18 protein-coding genes are annotated in these 17913 nt (G+C 64.4%); 6 read left to right on the top strand and 12 right to left on the bottom strand.

All coding sequences use genetic code 11. From position 1 onward, the window contains the following. Window positions 1-19: 19 nt before the first annotated feature. On the bottom strand, window positions 20-895 hold the full coding sequence (locus EJ072_RS25305; RefSeq protein WP_126081800.1) for an alpha/beta hydrolase: 876 nt from the start codon (window positions 893-895) through the stop codon (window positions 20-22). A 142-nt stretch (window positions 896-1037) separates the two neighbouring features. On the opposite strand from EJ072_RS25305, the gene EJ072_RS25300 reads away from it, so the two are divergent. Together EJ072_RS25300 and EJ072_RS25295 are read left to right on the top strand one after the other, a co-directional pair. Further along, entirely contained in the window at window positions 1038-1709 is a 672-nt protein-coding gene (locus EJ072_RS25300; RefSeq protein ID WP_126081799.1) for a GntR family transcriptional regulator, read from the top strand. Window positions 1710-1829: 120 nt separating this feature from the next. Then, window positions 1830-3389 carry a GMC family oxidoreductase gene (locus EJ072_RS25295; protein ID WP_126081798.1) on the top strand — a complete coding sequence of 520 codons (1560 nt, stop codon included), beginning with the start codon at window positions 1830-1832 and terminating at the stop codon, window positions 3387-3389. 84 nt (window positions 3390-3473) lie between these two features. On the opposite strand, the gene EJ072_RS25290 is transcribed toward EJ072_RS25295, so the two are convergent. From EJ072_RS25290 to EJ072_RS25245, 10 genes are all read right to left on the bottom strand, one after another. Continuing rightward, entirely contained in the window at window positions 3474-4721 is a 1248-nt protein-coding gene (locus EJ072_RS25290; protein WP_126081797.1) for an SfnB family sulfur acquisition oxidoreductase, read from the bottom strand. A 24-nt stretch (window positions 4722-4745) separates the two neighbouring features. Further along, window positions 4746-5537: an ABC transporter ATP-binding protein gene (locus EJ072_RS25285; RefSeq protein ID WP_126081796.1), complete on the bottom strand. Its 792-nt coding sequence runs from the start codon at window positions 5535-5537 to the stop codon at window positions 4746-4748. 73 nt (window positions 5538-5610) lie between these two features. Continuing rightward, entirely contained in the window at window positions 5611-6951 is a 1341-nt protein-coding gene (locus EJ072_RS25280; RefSeq protein WP_126081795.1) for an ABC transporter substrate-binding protein, read from the bottom strand. An 89-nt stretch (window positions 6952-7040) separates the two neighbouring features. Continuing rightward, window positions 7041-8081 carry a branched-chain amino acid ABC transporter permease gene (locus EJ072_RS25275; protein ID WP_126081794.1) on the bottom strand — a complete coding sequence of 347 codons (1041 nt, stop codon included), beginning with the start codon at window positions 8079-8081 and terminating at the stop codon, window positions 7041-7043. Window positions 8082-8083: 2 nt separating this feature from the next. Continuing rightward, window positions 8084-8980, bottom strand: a complete 897-nt coding sequence (locus EJ072_RS25270; RefSeq protein ID WP_189343372.1) for a branched-chain amino acid ABC transporter permease — start codon at window positions 8978-8980, stop codon at window positions 8084-8086. Next, a complete protein-coding gene (locus EJ072_RS25265) occupies window positions 8980-9903 on the bottom strand; it encodes an ABC transporter ATP-binding protein (RefSeq protein WP_126081792.1) in 924 nt (307 codons plus the stop codon). The genes EJ072_RS25270 and EJ072_RS25265 overlap by 1 nt, the downstream gene beginning before the upstream one ends. A 114-nt stretch (window positions 9904-10017) precedes the next feature. Beyond that, on the bottom strand, window positions 10018-11121 hold the full coding sequence (gene sfnG / locus EJ072_RS25260; protein WP_126081791.1) for a dimethylsulfone monooxygenase SfnG: 1104 nt from the start codon (window positions 11119-11121) through the stop codon (window positions 10018-10020). 162 nt (window positions 11122-11283) lie between these two features. After that, window positions 11284-12702, bottom strand: a complete 1419-nt coding sequence (locus EJ072_RS25255) for an FAD/NAD(P)-binding protein (RefSeq protein WP_126081790.1) — start codon at window positions 12700-12702, stop codon at window positions 11284-11286. Next, window positions 12699-13871 carry an FMNH2-dependent alkanesulfonate monooxygenase gene (gene ssuD, locus EJ072_RS25250; RefSeq protein ID WP_126081789.1) on the bottom strand — a complete coding sequence of 391 codons (1173 nt, stop codon included), beginning with the start codon at window positions 13869-13871 and terminating at the stop codon, window positions 12699-12701. Before ssuD ends, EJ072_RS25255 begins: the two co-directional genes overlap by 4 nt. A gap of 152 nt (window positions 13872-14023) precedes the next feature. Then, the gene (locus EJ072_RS25245; RefSeq protein WP_126081788.1) at window positions 14024-14371 is read right to left on the bottom strand and encodes a helix-turn-helix domain-containing protein; all 348 of its coding nucleotides are present in this window, start codon (window positions 14369-14371) and stop codon (window positions 14024-14026) included. Window positions 14372-14506: 135 nt separating this feature from the next. On the opposite strand from EJ072_RS25245, the gene EJ072_RS37575 reads away from it, so the two are divergent. Then, the gene (locus EJ072_RS37575) at window positions 14507-14719 is read left to right on the top strand and encodes an SDR family oxidoreductase (RefSeq protein WP_348526750.1); all 213 of its coding nucleotides are present in this window, start codon (window positions 14507-14509) and stop codon (window positions 14717-14719) included. Beyond that, window positions 14647-15360 carry an NAD(P)H-binding protein gene (locus tag EJ072_RS25240; RefSeq protein WP_348526749.1) on the top strand — a complete coding sequence of 238 codons (714 nt, stop codon included), beginning with the start codon at window positions 14647-14649 and terminating at the stop codon, window positions 15358-15360. Before EJ072_RS37575 ends, EJ072_RS25240 begins: the two co-directional genes overlap by 73 nt. A 194-nt stretch (window positions 15361-15554) precedes the next feature. Here the strand turns inward: EJ072_RS25240 and EJ072_RS25235 are convergent, their stop codons facing one another. After that, window positions 15555-16448 carry a LysR substrate-binding domain-containing protein gene (locus EJ072_RS25235; RefSeq protein WP_126083745.1) on the bottom strand — a complete coding sequence of 298 codons (894 nt, stop codon included), beginning with the start codon at window positions 16446-16448 and terminating at the stop codon, window positions 15555-15557. A gap of 119 nt (window positions 16449-16567) precedes the next feature. Here EJ072_RS25235 and EJ072_RS25230 point away from each other — a divergent pair, with 119 nt between their 5' ends. Both EJ072_RS25230 and EJ072_RS25225 read left to right on the top strand, forming a co-directional pair. Beyond that, a complete protein-coding gene (locus tag EJ072_RS25230; RefSeq protein ID WP_126081787.1) occupies window positions 16568-17437 on the top strand; it encodes an NmrA/HSCARG family protein in 870 nt (289 codons plus the stop codon). A gap of 49 nt (window positions 17438-17486) precedes the next feature. Then, window positions 17487-17801, top strand: a complete 315-nt coding sequence (locus EJ072_RS25225) for a hypothetical protein (RefSeq protein ID WP_189343095.1) — start codon at window positions 17487-17489, stop codon at window positions 17799-17801. Window positions 17802-17913 lie beyond the last annotated feature (112 nt).

Here is a 17913-nt window from a genome sequence, read left to right as displayed (position 1 = left end):
AAGACGGCGCGACGGGCCGTCAGGCGTCGATGAAATTGGTGATGGCTTTCAGCGTGACCTCGGGACACACTTCGTTGACGTAGTGGTCGGCTCCCGGGACGACCACCACGGGCAGATCGGGCCGCAACCGACTGGTCTTTGCCAGCGCCGCCGCCGAAACCAGCTTGCTCTCTTCGCCGCGGACGATGAGGACGGGCTTCGCCACGTCGCGGTAAGCCTGCGTCAGGTCCGCGCGAAGGCCCTTGGCGGTCTGAGCCATCGCCGAGGGCGACGCCAGCGGACGCAGACCGCCTTCGACCCGCCGATAGCCGCTCTCCGCTCTGATCCTGATGGCATCGGCGGGAATATTCGGATAGCGGCCCGCGAGATATTCCTGGACGGCCTCGACATCCCTGAAAATTCGGTCTCCGGCGTTCACCCGACTCTCCAGGGCATCGAGCGCTTCGGTCTCGATATAGGGGGTGAAGTCGATCGCGATCACGGACCGCACCAGCTCCGGATTTCTCGCCGCCGCGGTGACGGAGTTCCTGGCGCCGAGTGAATGTCCGACGAGGATGGCAGGCCCCTGGCCGAAGGCGCGTATCAGGCTGGCGATGTCATCCGCGTAGTCATTCGCCTCGTAGCCGCTTTCGGGCTTGTCGCTGAGGCCATGCCCTCTCTGGTCGACAGCTACAGTCGTGAAGCGGGCCGAAAGCTGCGCCATCAACGGCGCGAACACCGCGGAGTTAGACGTTATGCCGTGGAAAAACAGCATCAGCGGGCCGGTGCCGCTCTCGCGCACATTCAAGGCGATGCGATTGGTGTCCACACGTCGCGAACCAACCTGACTGGAAAGTACGTCTGCCACCACGTTTACGATCCCCGGCGCTGCTGCTTCCTTGCGTAAAAGGATCATACAACCACGAGGGCGTCAACCTGGATTGTCTGACATTCTTGCAATCTTAAAAGTTGACAATCTACCTGTTCCCGCTGTCCAATATGCGTGGCCTCGCATATGATGCGCGAGATTCCGACCCTGAGCCCACGAGACGCAACCGATGCCGCCCGAACTGAATTTGCGGATTTCGCCACGAACAGTGCAGCAAGAGACTGTCGACAAGCTGCGGCTCGCAATCCTGTCGGGGCTGTTTCAGCCGGGGAACCGTCTTATTGAAAGCCAGTTGTGCGCACAGCTCGGCGTCAGTCGCCCCTCGCTGAGGGAGGCATTGCGCAGCCTTGAGGCCGAACGCCTGATCGAGATCGTGCCCAATCGCGGGCCGTCGATACCGGCGCTTTCGTGGAGCGAGGCAACCGCAATCTACGAGGTTCGAGAGCTGCTGGAAGTGGAGGCGGCCGGACGATGCGCGTCAAGAATCACCACGGAACAGTTGCGTGAGCTCGAGAAATCGCTTGCCGCCTTCGAAGAAGCCGCCTCGAGCAATGACAGCCTGGCCCAGGTCATGACCGCGGCCGACTTCTATTCAATCATACTTGCGAATTGCGGCAATCCCATCCTCGAGGAAGTCCATCGCGGTCTGGTGGCCAGGATCAGCTTTTTCCGGGGACGCTCGATGTCTTTGGAGGGCAGAGCGCAAAGTAGCCTGGCGGAGATGCGGCAGATATACGAATCCATTGCCGCCGGCGACGAGAAGGCCGCCCGCAAAGCCTCGAAACGGCACCTTTTGAAGGCAAAAGCGGCGGCAAAGATGTCCATGAACAGCGAGAGTTGAGGTCTCCGAGGCAACGCTCGGCCGAAATCTTGAAATCCTCTGTTTCGGATCGCGCGTCTGCGGCACCGCTGGGCGCGCAACCGTCGAGGTGGTGCGTTAATACGGAACTTGGGAGTGGAGATGACCAAGGGGATTGGCGGGCGCAACCCGGATGCCGATGTCGTCATCGTCGGCGGTGGCTCGGCAGGCGCGTTGCTTGCGGCGCGGCTGAGCGAGGAGCCGGCCCGTCGCGTTCTGCTGATCGAGGCAGGCGAGGAGGCGACCGACCCCGACATCTGGAATCCGGCTGCCTGGCCCGCGCTTCAGGGCCGCAGCTACGACTGGGACTATCGCACGGAGCCGCAAGCCGGCACGGCGGGCCGCGTGCATCATTGGGCGCGGGGGCGGCTGATCGGCGGCTCGAGTTGCCTCCACGCCATGGGCTACATGCGCGGCCATCCCTGCGACTTCCAGGCCTGGGCCGACGCGACCGACGATCACCGATGGAGCTGGAATGAACTGCTGCCGGTTTTCCAGGCCATCGAAAACCACCCGCTTGGCGGCGATGGCATCCACGGCAAGGGCGGGCCGTTGCCGATCTATCTGCCGACGGACGAAGTAAGTCCGCTTGCCCGTGCCTTCATCGAGGCAGGCGCGTCGTTGGGCCTGCCTCGCCTTAAGGGTCACAACAGCGGGGAGATGATCGGCGTCACCCCGAACTCTCTGAACATTCGAGATGGACGGCGGGTTACGGTCGCCGACGCCTGGCTCACGCCGGCTGTCCGAAGCCGCGGAAATCTGACCATCCTGACGGGATCCCGGGTGCGACGGCTGATCTTGGACGGCAATCGCATGCGCAGTCTCGAAGTTGTGGGACGACACGGCAGCCTTTTGGAGGTCTTTGCGGATCAGGTTGTGCTCTGCGCCGGCGCGCTGGAAAGTCCGGCTTTGCTGATGCGCTCAGGCATTGGCCCGCACGATATACTCCAGGCCGCCGGCGTTGGCTGTTTGATCGATATGCCGGAAATCGGTCGAAACCTTCAGGACCATCTGCTTGGTGCCGGCAATCTTTATGCGGCCCGCAAGCCGGTTCCGCCGTCGCGCCTCCAGCATTCCGAATCGATGGCCTATATGCGGGCTGCCGGGTTCGCCGGTATCGGGCAGCCCGAAATTGTCGTTGGCTGCGGCGTGGCGCCGATCGTGTCCGAACGCTTTCAGGCGCCTGCCGCCGGCACGGCCTATTCGTTGCTGTTCGGAATAACGCATCCCACGAGCCGCGGCGGCGTGCGGGTAAGCGGGCCGGAACTCGATGACCGGTTGATCATCGACCCCGCATATCTGCAAACCAGCCAGGATCGAAAACTGTTCCGACAGGCTCTGGCGGCGGCACGAGAGATCGGCCATCGAGACGAACTCGCCGATTGGCGAGAGCGCGAGCTTCTGCCAGGTGCTCTGAATGGTGAGGCGGAGATCGACAATTTCATCGCGCAGTCGGTCATCACGCACCATCATCCCTGCGGCACCTGCAGGATGGGCAAGGACGTGGACGCCGTCGTCGATGCGAACCTACGGCTCAAGGCGCTTGACAACCTTTTTGTCGTGGACGCGTCGGTTATGCCCAATCTCACCGCGGGACCGATTCATGCTGCGGTCCTCGCGATCGCCGAGACTTTCGCGCGATGGCACCGGGCACCGCTATGACCATCGCGGTGGACGCAAGGACTGGCGCGAGCGGGACAGCGGCCGGCCCGCCGCGAATGATGTTCGCCCGGTGGAACGGCGCGATCAGCTCCAGGCGTGCAGCGGCGGGTTCTCGCCATTGAGGAAATACTTGCCGAGGATCGAATATTTCCAGCGCACCGGATCGTGCAGCGTGTGGGTGCGCGCATTGCGCCAGTGGCGGTCGAGATTGTGCTCGGCGAGCGTCGAGCGAGTGCCGGCCAGCTCGAACAGTTTGTTGGTCGCCGCGATGGCGATCTCGGTCGACAGGATCTTCGCTTCCGCGGTGACGATCTGCGCATGCGCCACCGTCTCGGCGGTCGGCTCGGCGACTGCCCGATCGATGGCGTGGCCGGCCTTTTCGAGCAGCGCCTGCGCGGCGTGCAGGCGAAGCGTCAGGTCGCCGATGGCCTGGATCGTGTAGGGATCGTCCCAGGCATTGGCGACGCCGCTGTCGATCCAGGCGCGGCTCCTGGTCCTGACGAAATGGACCGTTTCGTTGATCGCGGCCTGCGCGATGCCGGTGTCCACCGCCACCTGGATGATCTGGAAAATGGCGCCGTCTGCGGTCGGCTTGTCATAACCCTTATAGCCGGGCACGAGATGCGTCTTCGGCACCTTGACGTTGTCGATGATGACGGTGCCCGACAGCGTCGTGCGCTGGCCGAAGCTCGACCAGTCGTCGATCACGGTCAGGCCAGGCGCGCCGCGATCGGCGATCGCGTACCAGGCCCGGCCCTCGTCGTCGAGGGCCACGATCGGCACCAGATGGGCAAGCAGCGCGCCCGATGAATAGAATTTTTGGCCGTTGACGATGACATGGTCGCCGGCGTCGGTGAACTTCGTCTCGAAATCGGCGGCGCGCTTGGAGCCGAATTCGGAAAAGGCGTTGCCGAACCGCGTTCCCTTCAGCACTTCGGCAAACAGCAGCGCCTGCTGGTCCTTGTCGGAGACGGTGCGGATGGCCGCGACGACGCCGAGGTGATTCTGCGCGATCTGGCCGATCGAGGAATCGGCGGCCGAGATGATCTCGATCACCTTGGCCAATGTGGCGTAGGACACTTCCGGTCCGCCGAACGCCTTCGGCACGTTGATCGACCATAGGCCGCTCTGCGAGAACTGGTCGAGCTCGGCCACCGGCCAGATCCGCTCGCGGTCGCGCCTGGAGGACTCCTTGACGAACTCGGCCGCGAGACGATGGGCGACCGCGATCGCTTCGGCATCATCCTTGATGATATGCGCGGCGGTGGCCGGGCGCAGCACCGGCGGCACGGCGGCCGCGGCTTTGTCGGTCTTGACGTTGGACACAGTCATTTCATGGCTCCTTGGGATTTCGATTCACACGACGGCGTGGAGATGGGTTGGTTGGGCGGCGGATGAAGGCTGTTGTCCGAGATAGAAGGCGCGCACATCCTCGCGCTGGCGCAGGCTGGCGGCGGCGCCGGAGAGAACCGAGACCCCGTTCTCGAGCACCGTCGCATGGTCGGCATAGCCAAGCGCGACCGCCGAATTCTGCTCGGCGACCAGGATCGACAGGCCGCTCTCGCGGTTCAGCTTCCTGAGCGTCTGGAAGATGTCCTGGACGATGAGCGGGGCAAGCCCCATCGACGGCTCGTCGAGGACGAGCAGCCGCGGTCGCGACATCAGCGCCCGGCCGATCGCCGTCATCTGCTGTTCGCCGCCCGAGGTCAGCCCCGACAAGGTCCGGCGCTTTTCCCGCAGGCGGGGGAAATAGGCGTAGATCCGTTCCAGATCCCGATTGATCTCGGCCCGGCTGCCGCTGCGGCCGATGCCGCCCGAAACCAGGTTCTCCTCGACGCTGAGGCTCTTGAAGCAGTGGCGGCCTTCCAGCACCTGGACGAGCCCGGCGCGCACCAGGTCGCCCGGCTGTCGCCGCGAGACGTCTCCGCCATCGAACCTGATCGAACCGGCGGTGATCTGGCCGCGCTCGGCCGGCAGCAGGTTGGAGACGGCTTTCAGCGTGGTGGTCTTGCCGGCACCGTTGGCGCCGAGCAGCGCCAGCATCTCGCCCTGCCTGATCTCGAAGCTGACGCCGTGCAACGCCGTGATGGCGTGATTGTAGGTGGCGTGGATATTGTCCACGGCGAGGATGACGTCATTGCCCGGCATCGGCGCTTCCCTGGTGTCTGCGAAAGTGGATGACCGGGCGTCGGAGAAAGAGGCCGGCGCCCGGTCCGTTGGATCAGTTAGTGGCGGCTACCGCGTCGGCATCGGCGGCGGTGCGCAGCTTGATGCCCTTCTCGGCCGCGTAGGCTTCAGCCGACTTTTCGATGATCGGCCGCAGCAGCGTCCAGTCAGGGGCGATCCAGTCGGAGACGACGTTCCACTTCTTTCCGTCCCACTGCTGGAAGGTCACGTAGCCTTCGCCTTCGTGGTTGTCCCAGCTAACATTGATGGAGTGGAACAGGTCCTTGGCGCCGAGCGCCTCGACCTTGGCCGGATCGAGCTTGAGGTGCTCGAAGCCCCAGCGCACCTCATCGCCGGTCAGCGTGCGGTGGCCGAACTTCTCCTGCGCGATGCGGATTGCCTCGACATTGAGGATGCCGTTGACGATGCCGAGATTGTGGTAGACCGAGCCGATGCGCGACTTGTCCTCGAGGTTGCCCTTGCCGGCGCCGTAGACGGTCTTCACGATCTCCTGCACCACCGGATAGGTGTTGCCCGAGGCCTGGGTGGTGATGGCGGTGTAGCCCTTGGCGGCGTCGCCGGCCGGGATGACGTCTTCTTCCGAGTTCGACCAGACATTGCCGATGATGTGGTCGACCGGATAGCCGACCTTGACCGCCGTCTTCAGCGCCACCGGGTTCATCACGCCCCAGCCGCGCAACACGACGAAGTCCGGCTTGGCGCGGCGGATCGTCAGCCACTGCGACTGCTGCTCGTTGCCGGGGTGCGGCACCTCGATCTGCTGCACGGTGAAGCCGTATTTCTGCGCCAGGAGCTCATAGATAGGGATCGTCTCCTTGCCGTAGGGCGAGCCGTGATAGAGCACGACGATCTTCTTGCCCTTCAGCTTGTCGATGCCGCCTTCTTTGGCGGCGATGTAGTTCACGATGCCGGAGGTCTCGCTGTAGGGGTTGAGCAGCAGCGGGAAGACATAGGGGAAGACCCGCCCGTCGGTGGAGTCAGTGCGGCCGTGATTGACCGTGATCAGCGGCACCTTGTCGGCGGTGATGCGGTCGATCATGGCGTAGGCGATGCCGACCGACAGCGGATTCCAGGCGGCGGCACCCGCGTGGCTCTTCTGACGCTCGTAGCATTCGACGCCGCGCTCGACCTCGTATTGGGTCTCGCACTCGTCCCAGGTCAGCTTGACGCCGTTGACGCCGCCGTCCCGGATGTTGATCAGGTTGAGGTAGTCGATGAAGCCGCCGAAGAAGCCGGTGCCGCCGGCCGCGTAGGGCCCGACGCGATAGCTCTGCAGCGGGAAATACTGCTCGTCCGCGTGGGCGGCCGGCAGGGCCACCGACACGGCCAGCGCCGCCGAGATGGCAATCGCCTTGACTGTGCTGAGAAAGGTCATGGTTCGAGGTTCTCCAGTATGGACCTTGGTTTGGCCCGGTTCATTTTCTGAATGCTTGCAGTGTTGGAGCGCGGAGCTGCCAAATGGTCTCAGCTCGATTGCCAGGCGAGCGAGAGCCGTCTTCGGACCCTGTCCCACAGGGCCACCAGCCCGTCCGGTTCCAGCATCAGAAAGAGGATGATGAGCGCGCCGAGCACGATGCGCTGGCTCATGTCGAGCACGCCGGAATCGAACAGGTCGCCGAGCAGGAAACCGCCGAGGCGCGACAGCACCAGCGGGAAGACGACGATGAGCGCAGCGCCCAGGAACGCGCCGCGTATCGAGGCGAGCCCGCCGATGATGATGATGAACAGGATCTGGAACGAGCGGTCGAGGTCGAAGCCCGCCGGCTCCACTGTCCTCAGATAGGCGAACGCCCAGATGACACCGGCGACGCCGATGATGAAGGACGAGATGGCGAAGGCGAGCAGCTTCGTCTTCAGCACCGGAATGCCGATGATGCGCGCCGCCGTGTCGTTGTCGCGGATGGCGATGAAGTTGCGCCCGGTCTGCGAGTTGACCAGACGGTGGGCGAGAAACGTGAGGACGACGACCACGGTAAGCGCGAAGAGGTAGCGGCCGACCGCGCCGTCGAACTCGAAACCCGCGATGGAGAGTTTCGGAGCATCGATGACGCCGGACGCGGAGTCATTGGAGAACCAGCTGAACTTGGTCAGCGCCCATTGCACGAAGAACTGCGCGGCAAGCGTCGAGACCGCCAGGTAGAAGCCTTTCAGCCGCAGGCTGGGCAAGCCGAAGACGATGCCGATCGCGGCGGCCACGAGGCCGGAAAGGACGATGCTGGCGACGAGCGGCAGGCCTTCGACGCGCAGGTTGAAATTATAGGCGGCGAAAGCGCCGGCCGCCATGAAGGCGGCACTGCCGAGCGACACCTGGCCGGCATAGCCGGTGAGGATGTTCAGTCCCAGGCCCGCCAGGCTGAGCGCCAGGAAAGGCAGCAGGATCGCCTCGAACAAATACGAACTGCCGATCAGCGGGACGACGACATAGGCGAAGGCGATGAGGAGCAGCGGCGCCAGCCATTTCGGCAGGGCGGCGACCGGAGACAATTGCGTGGCGACGGCGCTCATCGTCAGACCCTTTCGACAAGCTTCTGGCCGAACAGGCCTGATGGGCGGATGAGCAGGAAGACGAGCGCCACGACATAGGCGAACCAGCTTTCTATGCCGCCGCCGAAATAGTCGCCGATATAGACCTCGGCGAGTTTCTCGCTGGCGCCGATCAAAAGCCCGCCGACAATCGCGCCGAGGATGGAATCGAAGCCACCCAGCACCAGCACCGGCAGCGCCTTGAGCACCACCAGCGACAGCGAGAACTGGACGCCGAGACGCGCGCCCCAGAGCAGTCCGGCCACCAGCGCGACGAGACCTGCCGCGGCCCATACGCTCGCCCAAATCAGCGGCAGCCGTAGCCCGACGGCTAGAGCCGCGAACTGGTCGTCGGCGACGGCGCGGAAGCTCAAGCCGATGCGGGTGTAGCGGAAGAACAGCGACAACAAGAGCACCATGACCGCGGCCACCGCGGCGGCGAAGATGTCGAACTGGCTGATCAGCACGCCGCCGACTTCCAGCGGCACGTCCTCGATGCCGAGCTCGAGGCCGTGCACCTGCGTGCCCCAGATGAGCTGGGCGGCGCCTTCGATGATGTAGGAAAGGCCGAGCGTCGCCATGAACAGGGTGATGGGCGGCTTATTGGTGAGCGGCCTCAGCACTGTGCGCTCGATGCCGATGCCGAGCGCCACCATGATGGCGAAGGTGACGGCCAAGGCCAGCGCGAACGGCACGCCGCGCTCGACGAGACTGACGAAGGTCAGCGCCGCGAACAGGAGCAGCGCGCCTTGCGCGAAGTTGAGCACGCCGGACGTCTTGTAGATCAGCACGAAGCCGATCGCGACCAGCGAGTACATGACGCCGGAGAGCAGACCGCCGGTCAGCACTTCGAGGAAGAACTGGTAGTCGAAGTCGCCGATCATATCCCTGCCCCGTCCTCATTGTCGGACGCGACGCCCAGATAGGCGTCGATGACGCGCTGATCATTCCTGACCTCATCCGGCGTGCCGTCAGCGATCTTGCGCCCGTAATCGAGCACGGCGATGCGGTCCGACAGGCCCATGACGACGCCGACATCGTGCTCGATCAGCACGACGGTGGTGGCGAAGCGGTCGCGCGCGGCGCGCACATAGGCCGCCATCTCGCTCTTCTCGCCCGCCGTCATGCCGGCCATGGGTTCGTCGAGCAAAAGCAGCCGCGGTTCGGCGACCAGCGCCCGGGCAAGCTCGGCACGCTTCTGCAGGCCATAAGGCAGCGTGCCGGCCAGCCGGTCGCGAACATCGGTCAGGTGCAGGAATTCGAGAACCTGATCGGCGCGCCCGCGCTGCTCCTGCTGCTCGCGGCGTGCGCGGCCGATGCCGAGGATCTGTCCGGCGAAGTTGGACCTTGTCCTGTAGGCAAGGCCGGACGCGACATTGTCGAGGACGCTGAGCCCCTTGAACAGAGCGAGGTTCTGAAAGGTGCGGGCGACGCCGAGATGTGCCAGCCGGTGCGTCGGGACCTGGGCATAGCGCGCGCCATCGAGACGGACATGGCCGCGATCAGGCCGGTAGACGCCGCTGATGACATTGATCAGCGAGCTCTTGCCGGCGCCGTTCGGGCCGATGATGGCGCGTATCTCGCCGGACCGAACCGACAGATCCACATCCGCCAGCGCCACCACGCCGCCGAAAGACAGGCCTATGCCCTCGAGAGCGAGAAGCGGCGCGGCGTCTTCCGCCGCAGCCTGTCGAGACCTGTCGCCGTGAGCCTGCCGCTGAGCGGGCGGCAGCCCTTGCGCGAAGATCTCCGGCGCATAGACCGAAGCCTCGACCGCCCCGAAGGCATGGTTTGATATCGGCATTCCATCGTCCCCAACTGTAGCGAAGGCACGCACGGTCCCTGCCGCGCGCCCGATCGGGCGTGCGGTTCATGATCGTCGGCTGGCCGGACGAGTTCCGGCCGGCGGCTGGCGTTGTTATTCGGCGGCGAGCGCCGCCGCGGCTTCCGCGTTTTCCAGCTCGCGCACGAGCGGAATGACGTGCTTGCCGAAATACTCGACCTCTTCCTGGAAATGCAGGAAGCCGAGCAGGATGAGATCGGCGCCGGCGCGCTTCAGATCGACGATACGCTCCGCCACCTGTTTCGGTGTGCCGATCAGGTTCGAGCGGAAACCGTCATTGTATTGCACCAGATCGTCGAAGGACGACTTCGCCCAGTTGCCCTCGCCTTCCGGCGAGGCCTTGCCGGCATTCTTGACCTCGTGGCCAAAGGCACTGACAGCCTCCGGATTGGCCTTGGCGATGATCTCGGCCAGCACCGCCTTTGCCTCTTCCTCGGTCTCGCGCACGATGGCGAAAGCGTTGACGCCGACCTTGACCGAGTGGTTGTTGGCTTTGGCCTTTGCCTGGATGTCGTCGACCTGCTTGGCGATCTCGGCGGGCGTGTTGCCATTGGTGAAATACCAGTCCGAGACACGCGAGGCCATGTCGCGGGCCGCGCGCGACGAACCTCCCTGGAAGATCTCCGGCAGCGGCTGCGGCGGCTTCGGCTTCAGCGAATACTGGTTGAAACGGTAGAAGTCGCCGCGGAAGGTGAAGCTGTCCTCGGTCCAGATGCCGCGCAGCGCGCGGATGAATTCTTCCGACCGCCGGTAACGCTCGTCATGGTCGAGCCAATGCTCGCCGATGGCGTGGAATTCGCCGCGGAACCAGCCGGAGACGAGATTGATGGCGACCCGGCCATTGGTGAGATAGCTGATGGTGGCGAGCTGCTTTGCCGCCAGCGCCGGGTTCCACGGCCCGGGCAGGATCGCGGCGATCACCTTCAGCGTCTTGGTGGCCGCGAGCAGGTCGTGGCTGAACGATACCGACTCATGCTGCTCGTCGGCGCCGTAGCCTGCCGTGAAGCGGATCTGGCTGAGCGCATAATCGAAGCCCGCCTGCTCGGCGATCTGCGCCAGCTTGCGGTTGTACTCGGCCGAATGATTGGTCCTCTGCTCGATGTTCGAGATGACAAGGCCACCCGAGACGTTCGGCACCCAATAAGCGAATTTGACTGCATCGCGATCATTCTGCGGCATGGAAGTCTCCCGGTTTGACCTGTCCCAACGATTGATCCGGACATGGCGGATTTCGTCGTCAATTATTAGTCTACTGAGTCTATATACAAAGCAGGATTTTCCGTTTTGACAGCCCTGCCCGGACGGAAATACCAATTCGCTTGCCTGCACCGTCGTGGATTTTCAGCGCCCACTAACGATCGACGACAGGGCGCCGAGCCGGCTTTCGATCTCCGAGGCGACCGCCTGCGCGTGACGCGCCACTTCCGGCAGGCCCATCAGCTCGCCGAAGGTGCCGCGTGCCAATGGCCCGGCAATGAAAAGGCCAGGCACAGGCTCGCCATCCGGACCGACGGCGCGGCTGTCGCGCCCGGTTGCAATGCCGAGCCCGTGGCTGTCGATCCGGATCAAGCCGGCATCGCCAAGCGAGCGCAGCGCCGGATTGGTCCGCAGCGTTTTGCCATGCGCCGGCCCCGTTGTGTTGATCACCGCGTCGAAATGCATCGTCTCGAATTGCCTTTGGCCGCGCCGGCGCAAAGTGACGGCCAGGCCGTCTCCGTCGTCGTTCGAGGCCACAAGACTCGCGGCGATATTATCGAACGTGCCTTCGGCGTGGCGACGATCGAGCACCGCCTGGACCTGCGGCGCGATGCGGAAGCGATGCACGTCCCAGAACGCGCGCAGCCGTCGCACCAGCCGGGTGCGCTCATCTTTCTTGAGAGCGGACCAGATCGCCGGTCCCTGCAGCCGCAGCTGATCGAAGACCGACTGCCAATTGACGCCGCCGGCATCGGCCGCTGCCAGCGTCGAGCGGATATCTTCGAGCAATCCGAGCGCGGTCGTGGCCGGCGCGGCAGTGAAATCGCCAAAAGGTTCGCCACGTACCTGCGGGTGCCCGCGCGAACGCAATCCATGGCGTGACACGGCCAGGATGCGCCCGCGATGGCCGCGGCGATCGAGTTCGGCGACGGTGTCGGCCGAGGTCAGCCCCGAGCCGACGATCAGCACCGACGCTTCGGGAGCGATCGAACCGAGCGCATCGCCAGAGTAGACATCGGCAACGAAACCATCCGCATCGGCGATCGGCTCCAGCGCGACCGGAACATCGGGCGACGGGTGCGTCATGGCGAGCACGACCATGTCGGCGGCGATCAGTTGACCGGAGGCAGTCACGATCCAACCGTCGCCGTTGCGCCTCACATCGCTGGCACGATCGCGAACATGGCGGACCGCTCCGCTGGCGACATGCGGCGCCAGTTGCTCGGCAACGTAGCGGCCGAAGACCCGTCGCTGCGGGAAGATATCGCCATCGCGCCAGACTGAGTCTGGGTCGCGCTCGGCCTCGCCGTCATGCGCCAGCCAGCGCAAAAAATGCTCCGGCTCGTCCGGCGACAGGCTCATCCTGGACGCCGGCACGTTGACGCGATGCGACGGCTCTTCGCTGGAATAGGCCAGCCCGCCGCCCAGGAACGGGCGCGGCTCGACGACGGTGATGGAGGGGCCTCCAGGCCGGCGCGCGAGATGCCAAGCCACGGCTCCGCCGGTAAAGCCGCCGCCGAGGATGACGACATGGCTTCGCGGCCGAGGCAGCAGCGCGTTCACGACGCGCTGGCGAGCGAATTCGGACGATGGTCGCCTGCGATCGTTTCGCCGAAAGGACCGGTGTTGACGAACGAGCCGGGCGCCTTGACCGGATGCTCGGTCGGCAAATGCGGCAGCACCAGCTCGCCGAAGCGATACGCTTCTTCGAGATGCGGATAGCCCGAGAGGATGAAGGTGTCGATGCCGAGCCGCCTGTATTCGTCGATGCGCTCGGCGATCGTGGCCGGATCGCCGACCAGCGCGGTGCCGGCGCCGCCGCGCACCAGGCCGACGCCGGCCCACAGGTTCGGCGCGATCTCCAGCTTGGACCGGTCGCCGCCATGCAGCGCGCTCATCCGCGCCTGGCCGACCGAGTCCATGCGCGCGAAAACCTTCTGCGCCGAAGCGATGGTCGCGTCGTCGAGCCGGCTGATCAGCCTATCGGCGGCGGCCCAGGCTTCCTCGGTGGTTTCGCGGGCGATGACGTGCAGGCGGATGCCGAAGGAGAGCTTGCGACCCGCTTTTTCGGCGAGCGCGCGCACGCCGTCGAGCTTGCGCGCGACATCGGCGGGCGGCTCGCCCCAGGTCAGATATTTGTCGATCTCCTGCGCCGCCACGGTCGAGCCCGCATCGGAAGACCCGCCGAAATAGAGCGGCGGATAGGGCGTCTGCACCGGCGGGAACAGGAGGCGGCCATCCTCGATGCGGAAATGCTTGCCCTGATGCTCGACCGTCTCGCCGCTCAGCACGCGCTTGTAGACCTGCAGGAATTCCTGCGTCACCTCGTAGCGCTCGGCATGCGACTGAAAGATGCCGTCGCCCTTGTTCTCCAGCGGATCGCCGCCGGTGACGACATTGATCAGCAGCCGTCCGTTGGAGATGCGGTCGAGCGTTGCCGTCATGCGCGCCGCGAGCGTCGGCGACTGCAGGCCGGGCCGCACCGCGACCAAGAAACGCAACCGCTCTGTCAGCGGCGCCAGAGCCGATGCGATAACCCAGGAATCTTCGCAGGACCTGCCCGTCGGCAGGAGCACGCCGTAATAGCCAAGCGTGTCGGCCGCCTGCGCCACTTGCGTCAGATAAGGCAGATCGACCGCCCGGCCCCCTTCCGAGGTGCCAAGATAGCGGCTGTCGCCATGGGTCGGCAGGAACCACAGGACTTTGATGCGGTCGGGGGTTTCGTGAACCATTCCTGTCTGTTCCTATGGCGTCAAACTGCCTCGACGTGGCCGTGAAGCATCGCGCTATAGGGTATTATTCCCCTAAGTCTGTAGAGATAGATTATTCCAATTCGACCGCCAGCTTCGGAATTTTTTCTCGGCAAGCAAACCGCGCCATCGCTCTAGCCTGAAGAGTCACGCAGCAGCAGGCGCGAACCGACATCGACGATCGATCTGATCGCGGGGAGCAGTTCCTGCCCCAATGACGTCAGCTCATATTCCACCGTCGGAGGCGACGTCGGCATGACGTGGCGGGTCAGGACGCCACGCTGCTCAAGGTCACGCAGCCGGCTCGTCATGACCTTCGCGGAGATGAAGGGGTTATCGCGGCGCAATTCGGAGAACCGGCGCGGCCCTTCACTCAATGACCAGAGCACCTCCGGCGTCCAGCAACCGCCGAGCAGATCCATGCACTTCGACATCGGGCAACCGGGGAGCGTCGCCACTTTCTTCCTTACCTTGAGAACCATCGCACATCCCTTTGCGGGGCAGTTTCCAGTTGGTTACCGGAAAACGATGGTAACCCCAAGATACGTGGTTTCCCGTGGTAACGATCGTCGCTATTTAGGGGCTATTCATCCGACAAACACGAAATGGACTGAACAATGTACGCAGTAACTGGAGCAACAGGACAACTGGGCCGCCTCGTGATCGAGGCGCTGCTGAAGACCATTCCCGCTGACCGGATCGTCGCGGCGGTTCGCGACCCTGCAAAGGCCAGCGATCTGACCGAACGCGGCGTGTCGTGCGCGAGGCTGACTACAGCCGGCCCGACACGCTCCGTTCGGCCCTGGCCGGCGTCGAGAAACTGTTGTTGATTTCCTCGACCCAAGTCAGTGGCCGCCTTCCGCGGCATCGTACCGTGATCGACGCAGCAACAGCGGCCGGCGTTTCGCTGATCGCCTATACGAGCATGCTGCACGCCGACACGTCGCCCGCGATGCTCGCGATCGAGCATCGGCAGACGGAGGAGGTCATCGCTGCCTCGGGCCTGCCCGCCGTGATCCTGCGCAATGGTTGGTACACCGAAAACCATCTCATGGCGCTCCCGGCAGCGCTTGAGCACGGCGCCTTCGTCGGCGCTGCGAAGGACGGGCGCTTCTCATCCGCGGCGCGGCGGGACTATGCCGAGGCCGCAGCCGCGGTGCTGACGGCCAGCGACCAGGCGGGGAGGACCTATGAGCTCGCCGCAGACCATGCCTTCACATTTGCCAAGCTTGCGGCGGAGGTCTCGCGGCAATCGGGCAAGACGATCATCTACAACGACCTGTCCGAGGCTGACTACAGGGATGTGATGACGGGCGCCGGCCTGCCTGCCGATCTCGCTGCACTTCTGGCCGATGCCGACGCCGCGGCCTCGCGCGGGGCGCTGTTCGATGACGGTGGCGCGCTGGGGCGGCTGATCGGTCGTCCGACCACCTCGATGCAGAGCCTCGTCGCGGCCTCCTTGCACGGCTGAGCCAGGCGCTCAGCCGATGTCACGTTGACAGAACCGGGCGTGCAACACGCGTTGCGCTGACACCAACGGCCGTCACCATGGCGGCTGCGGTGTTGAGCGTGTTGCGCCACCCGGAGTTTTCCCACTTGCTCCGCTTGTCTTGTTCGCCGTTTTGCTCGCCGCGGGTGGGTTCGTAGGAACGGTGGCCGAATTGCTCAGTCCGCGACATAGGCTGCCAATTCATCAGCCGTCCCCTGCGGAAAGGCTTCCTTCAAGTAGTCGAGGAACGCTGACACGCGGGGGCTGAGCAAACGCCTCGAGGGATAAAGGGCCCAAAGCGCCGTCTCGGGCCCTGACACATCCCCCCAATGCACCAGTGTGCCGGCAGCCAGATCGCCACTGGCAAGCGACAACGGCAGGCGCGCGGCGCCGAGCCCCATGCGCACCGCATCTCGGACCATGACGAATGACGCCAGGCTGAGCACTGGCTTGGCGTTGATCGTCGACTTGCCGGACGAGGTCATGACTTGCCAGGCTTCGGACTCGTTCAACGAGCCTCGACTGATCGCGGGAACAGGGTGCCCAGAGGCTGGGGCCGTCAGGTGCGGACTGGCCACCACCACCAGCCGATCGCGCAGGAACACTCGCCCGACAAGGCTGGCATCCGGCTGCGGGTTCACCCGGATGACGAGGTCGTAGGCTTCTTCGATCATATCCACGGCCCTGTCTTCCGTGGTGATCTCCAACCGAACCTCCGGGTATCTAAGGACGAAGCCGGCCGCGAGCTTTCCGACCGCGGTCTGAGAAAAGAGCAGTGGCGCGCTAATGCGTAGGCGGCCACGCGGGCTATGGCCGCCCGAAGCGATCGCCTTCGCCGTCTCATCCAGTTCTGTGAGCAGAAAGCCCGTTCGTTCAAACAGGGCCCGTCCCTCCTCCGTGAGCTTGAGCGTCCGCGAACCACGTTCGAACAGGCGCAGATCAAGACTTGCCTCGAGATCGGCCACGCGTCTGGAAAGAGTAGCCTTTGGCCGGCCGGCTGCGCGCGAGGCCTTTCCGAACCCGCCGTGGCGGGCCACCAGGTTGAAGTCGGCAAGAGCGAGAAGATCCACGATTTTGTTCATTTCTGTTCCACCAGTGAGACGACCCGTCCAAACATACCATCTATCGGGATGCATGTGGATCACTCATTTTGAGCGTGCCTTTTAACTCAAACAGAAAGTGAACCCCAATGACCATCCTCGTTACAGGTGCCACCGGCCGCGTCGGCCGCCATGTCGTCGATCAACTCCTCCAGCGCGGCGCAACCGTGCGTGTGCTGACCCGCGACCCTGCGAAAGCCAGCTTTCCGACCGGTGTCGACGTCGCCAAGGGCGATCTCCTCGACATCGATGCACTGCGCAGCGCCTTCAAAGACGTGAGCACGCTCTTCCTGCTCAATGCCGTCACGGGTGACGAATTTGCCCAGGCGATCATCACGCTTAACGTTGCTCGCGAAGCGGGCGTCGACCGTGTCGTCTATCTCTCCGTGTTCGAAGCCGATCGGGCGGTGAACGTCCCGCATTTCGCCGTGAAGTTCGGCGCCGAGCGCATGCTGGTGCAGATGGACTTCAGCGCCACGATCTTGCGTCCGACCTACTTCATCGACAACGAGTGGATGGTAAAGGACGTCATTATGGAGCACGGCGTCTATCCGATGCCGATTGGCAGCAAGGGCGTAGCCATGGTCGACGCTCGTGACATCGCCGAAGTAGCCGCGATCGAGCTGATCCGCCGCGACTCCGCGCCCGGCAAGCTGCCGGTCGAGACCATCAACGTGGTGGGGCCCGACACGCTGACCGGCCCCGACGTGGCCAGGATCTGGTCGGACCTTCTGGGTCGCCCGGTGGTCTATGGGGGCGACGATCCCGGCGCGTTCGAGCAGAACATGGCGAGCTTCATGCCGAAATGGACGGCCTACGAGATGCGCTTGATGGCCGAACGCTATGTCTGCGACGGCATGATCCCGGAGGCCGATGACGTTGTACGGCTGGTCAGTATTTTGGGCCGCCCCCTGCACACCTATCGCGACTTTGCGGCCGGGATCGCGAGCGCGGCCTGAGGGCCGCGCCATCCGCGCGCGGCGGGACTATGCCGAGGCCGCAGCCGCGGTGCTCACGGCCAGCGATCAGGTGGGGAGGACCTACGAGCTCGCCGCAGACCATGCCTTCACATTTGCCGAGCTTGCGATGGAGGTTTCGCGGCAATCAGGCAAGACGATCATCCACAACGATCTGTCCGAGGCTGACTACAGGGATCTGTTGACGGGTGCCGGCCTGCCAGCCGATCTCGCTGCACTTCTGGCCGATGCCGACGTCGCGGCCTCGCGCGGGGCGCTGTTCGACGACGGTGGCGCGCTGGGTCGGCTGATCGGTCGTCCTACCACCTCGATGCAGAGCCTCGTCGCGGCCTCTTTGCACGGCTGACCAGGGCGCTCGGCCGTGTCACGTCGCTGACGTGCAGGCCCACGCGTCAGCTCCTGCGGAAATCCGCACGACAGGCTTGAGGGATCGTTCATCGCACGATGCGTGGCTTCGG

Source organism: Mesorhizobium sp. M2A.F.Ca.ET.046.03.2.1 (assembly GCF_003952425.1).
Lineage (GTDB): Bacteria > Pseudomonadota > Alphaproteobacteria > Rhizobiales > Rhizobiaceae > Mesorhizobium.
Note: the sequence above shows the minus strand (reverse complement) of the source record. Positions and strands in the feature narration are given on the sequence as shown.

What these genes read in the sequence shown, in the direction of transcription:
- EJ072_RS25290 (WP_126081797.1), bottom strand. Translation starts at nt 4,721, where the DNA reads ATGACTGTGTCCAACGTCAAGACCGACAAAGCCGCGGCCGCCGTGCCG.
- EJ072_RS25305 (WP_126081800.1), bottom strand. Translation starts at nt 895, where the DNA reads ATGATCCTTTTACGCAAGGAAGCAGCAGCGCCGGGGATCGTAAACGTG.
- EJ072_RS37575 (WP_348526750.1), top strand. Translation starts at nt 14,507, where the DNA reads ATGTACGCAGTAACTGGAGCAACAGGACAACTGGGCCGCCTCGTGATC.
- EJ072_RS25280 (WP_126081795.1), bottom strand. Translation starts at nt 6,951, where the DNA reads ATGACCTTTCTCAGCACAGTCAAGGCGATTGCCATCTCGGCGGCGCTG.
- EJ072_RS25265 (WP_126081792.1), bottom strand. Translation starts at nt 9,903, where the DNA reads ATGCCGATATCAAACCATGCCTTCGGGGCGGTCGAGGCTTCGGTCTAT.
- EJ072_RS25230 (WP_126081787.1), top strand. Translation starts at nt 16,568, where the DNA reads ATGACCATCCTCGTTACAGGTGCCACCGGCCGCGTCGGCCGCCATGTC.
- EJ072_RS25295 (WP_126081798.1), top strand. Translation starts at nt 1,830, where the DNA reads ATGACCAAGGGGATTGGCGGGCGCAACCCGGATGCCGATGTCGTCATC.
- ssuD (WP_126081789.1), bottom strand. Translation starts at nt 13,871, where the DNA reads ATGGTTCACGAAACCCCCGACCGCATCAAAGTCCTGTGGTTCCTGCCG.
- sfnG (WP_126081791.1), bottom strand. Translation starts at nt 11,121, where the DNA reads ATGCCGCAGAATGATCGCGATGCAGTCAAATTCGCTTATTGGGTGCCG.
- EJ072_RS25275 (WP_126081794.1), bottom strand. Translation starts at nt 8,081, where the DNA reads ATGAGCGCCGTCGCCACGCAATTGTCTCCGGTCGCCGCCCTGCCGAAA.
- EJ072_RS25285 (WP_126081796.1), bottom strand. Translation starts at nt 5,537, where the DNA reads ATGCCGGGCAATGACGTCATCCTCGCCGTGGACAATATCCACGCCACC.
- EJ072_RS25245 (WP_126081788.1), bottom strand. Translation starts at nt 14,371, where the DNA reads ATGGTTCTCAAGGTAAGGAAGAAAGTGGCGACGCTCCCCGGTTGCCCG.
- EJ072_RS25300 (WP_126081799.1), top strand. Translation starts at nt 1,038, where the DNA reads ATGCCGCCCGAACTGAATTTGCGGATTTCGCCACGAACAGTGCAGCAA.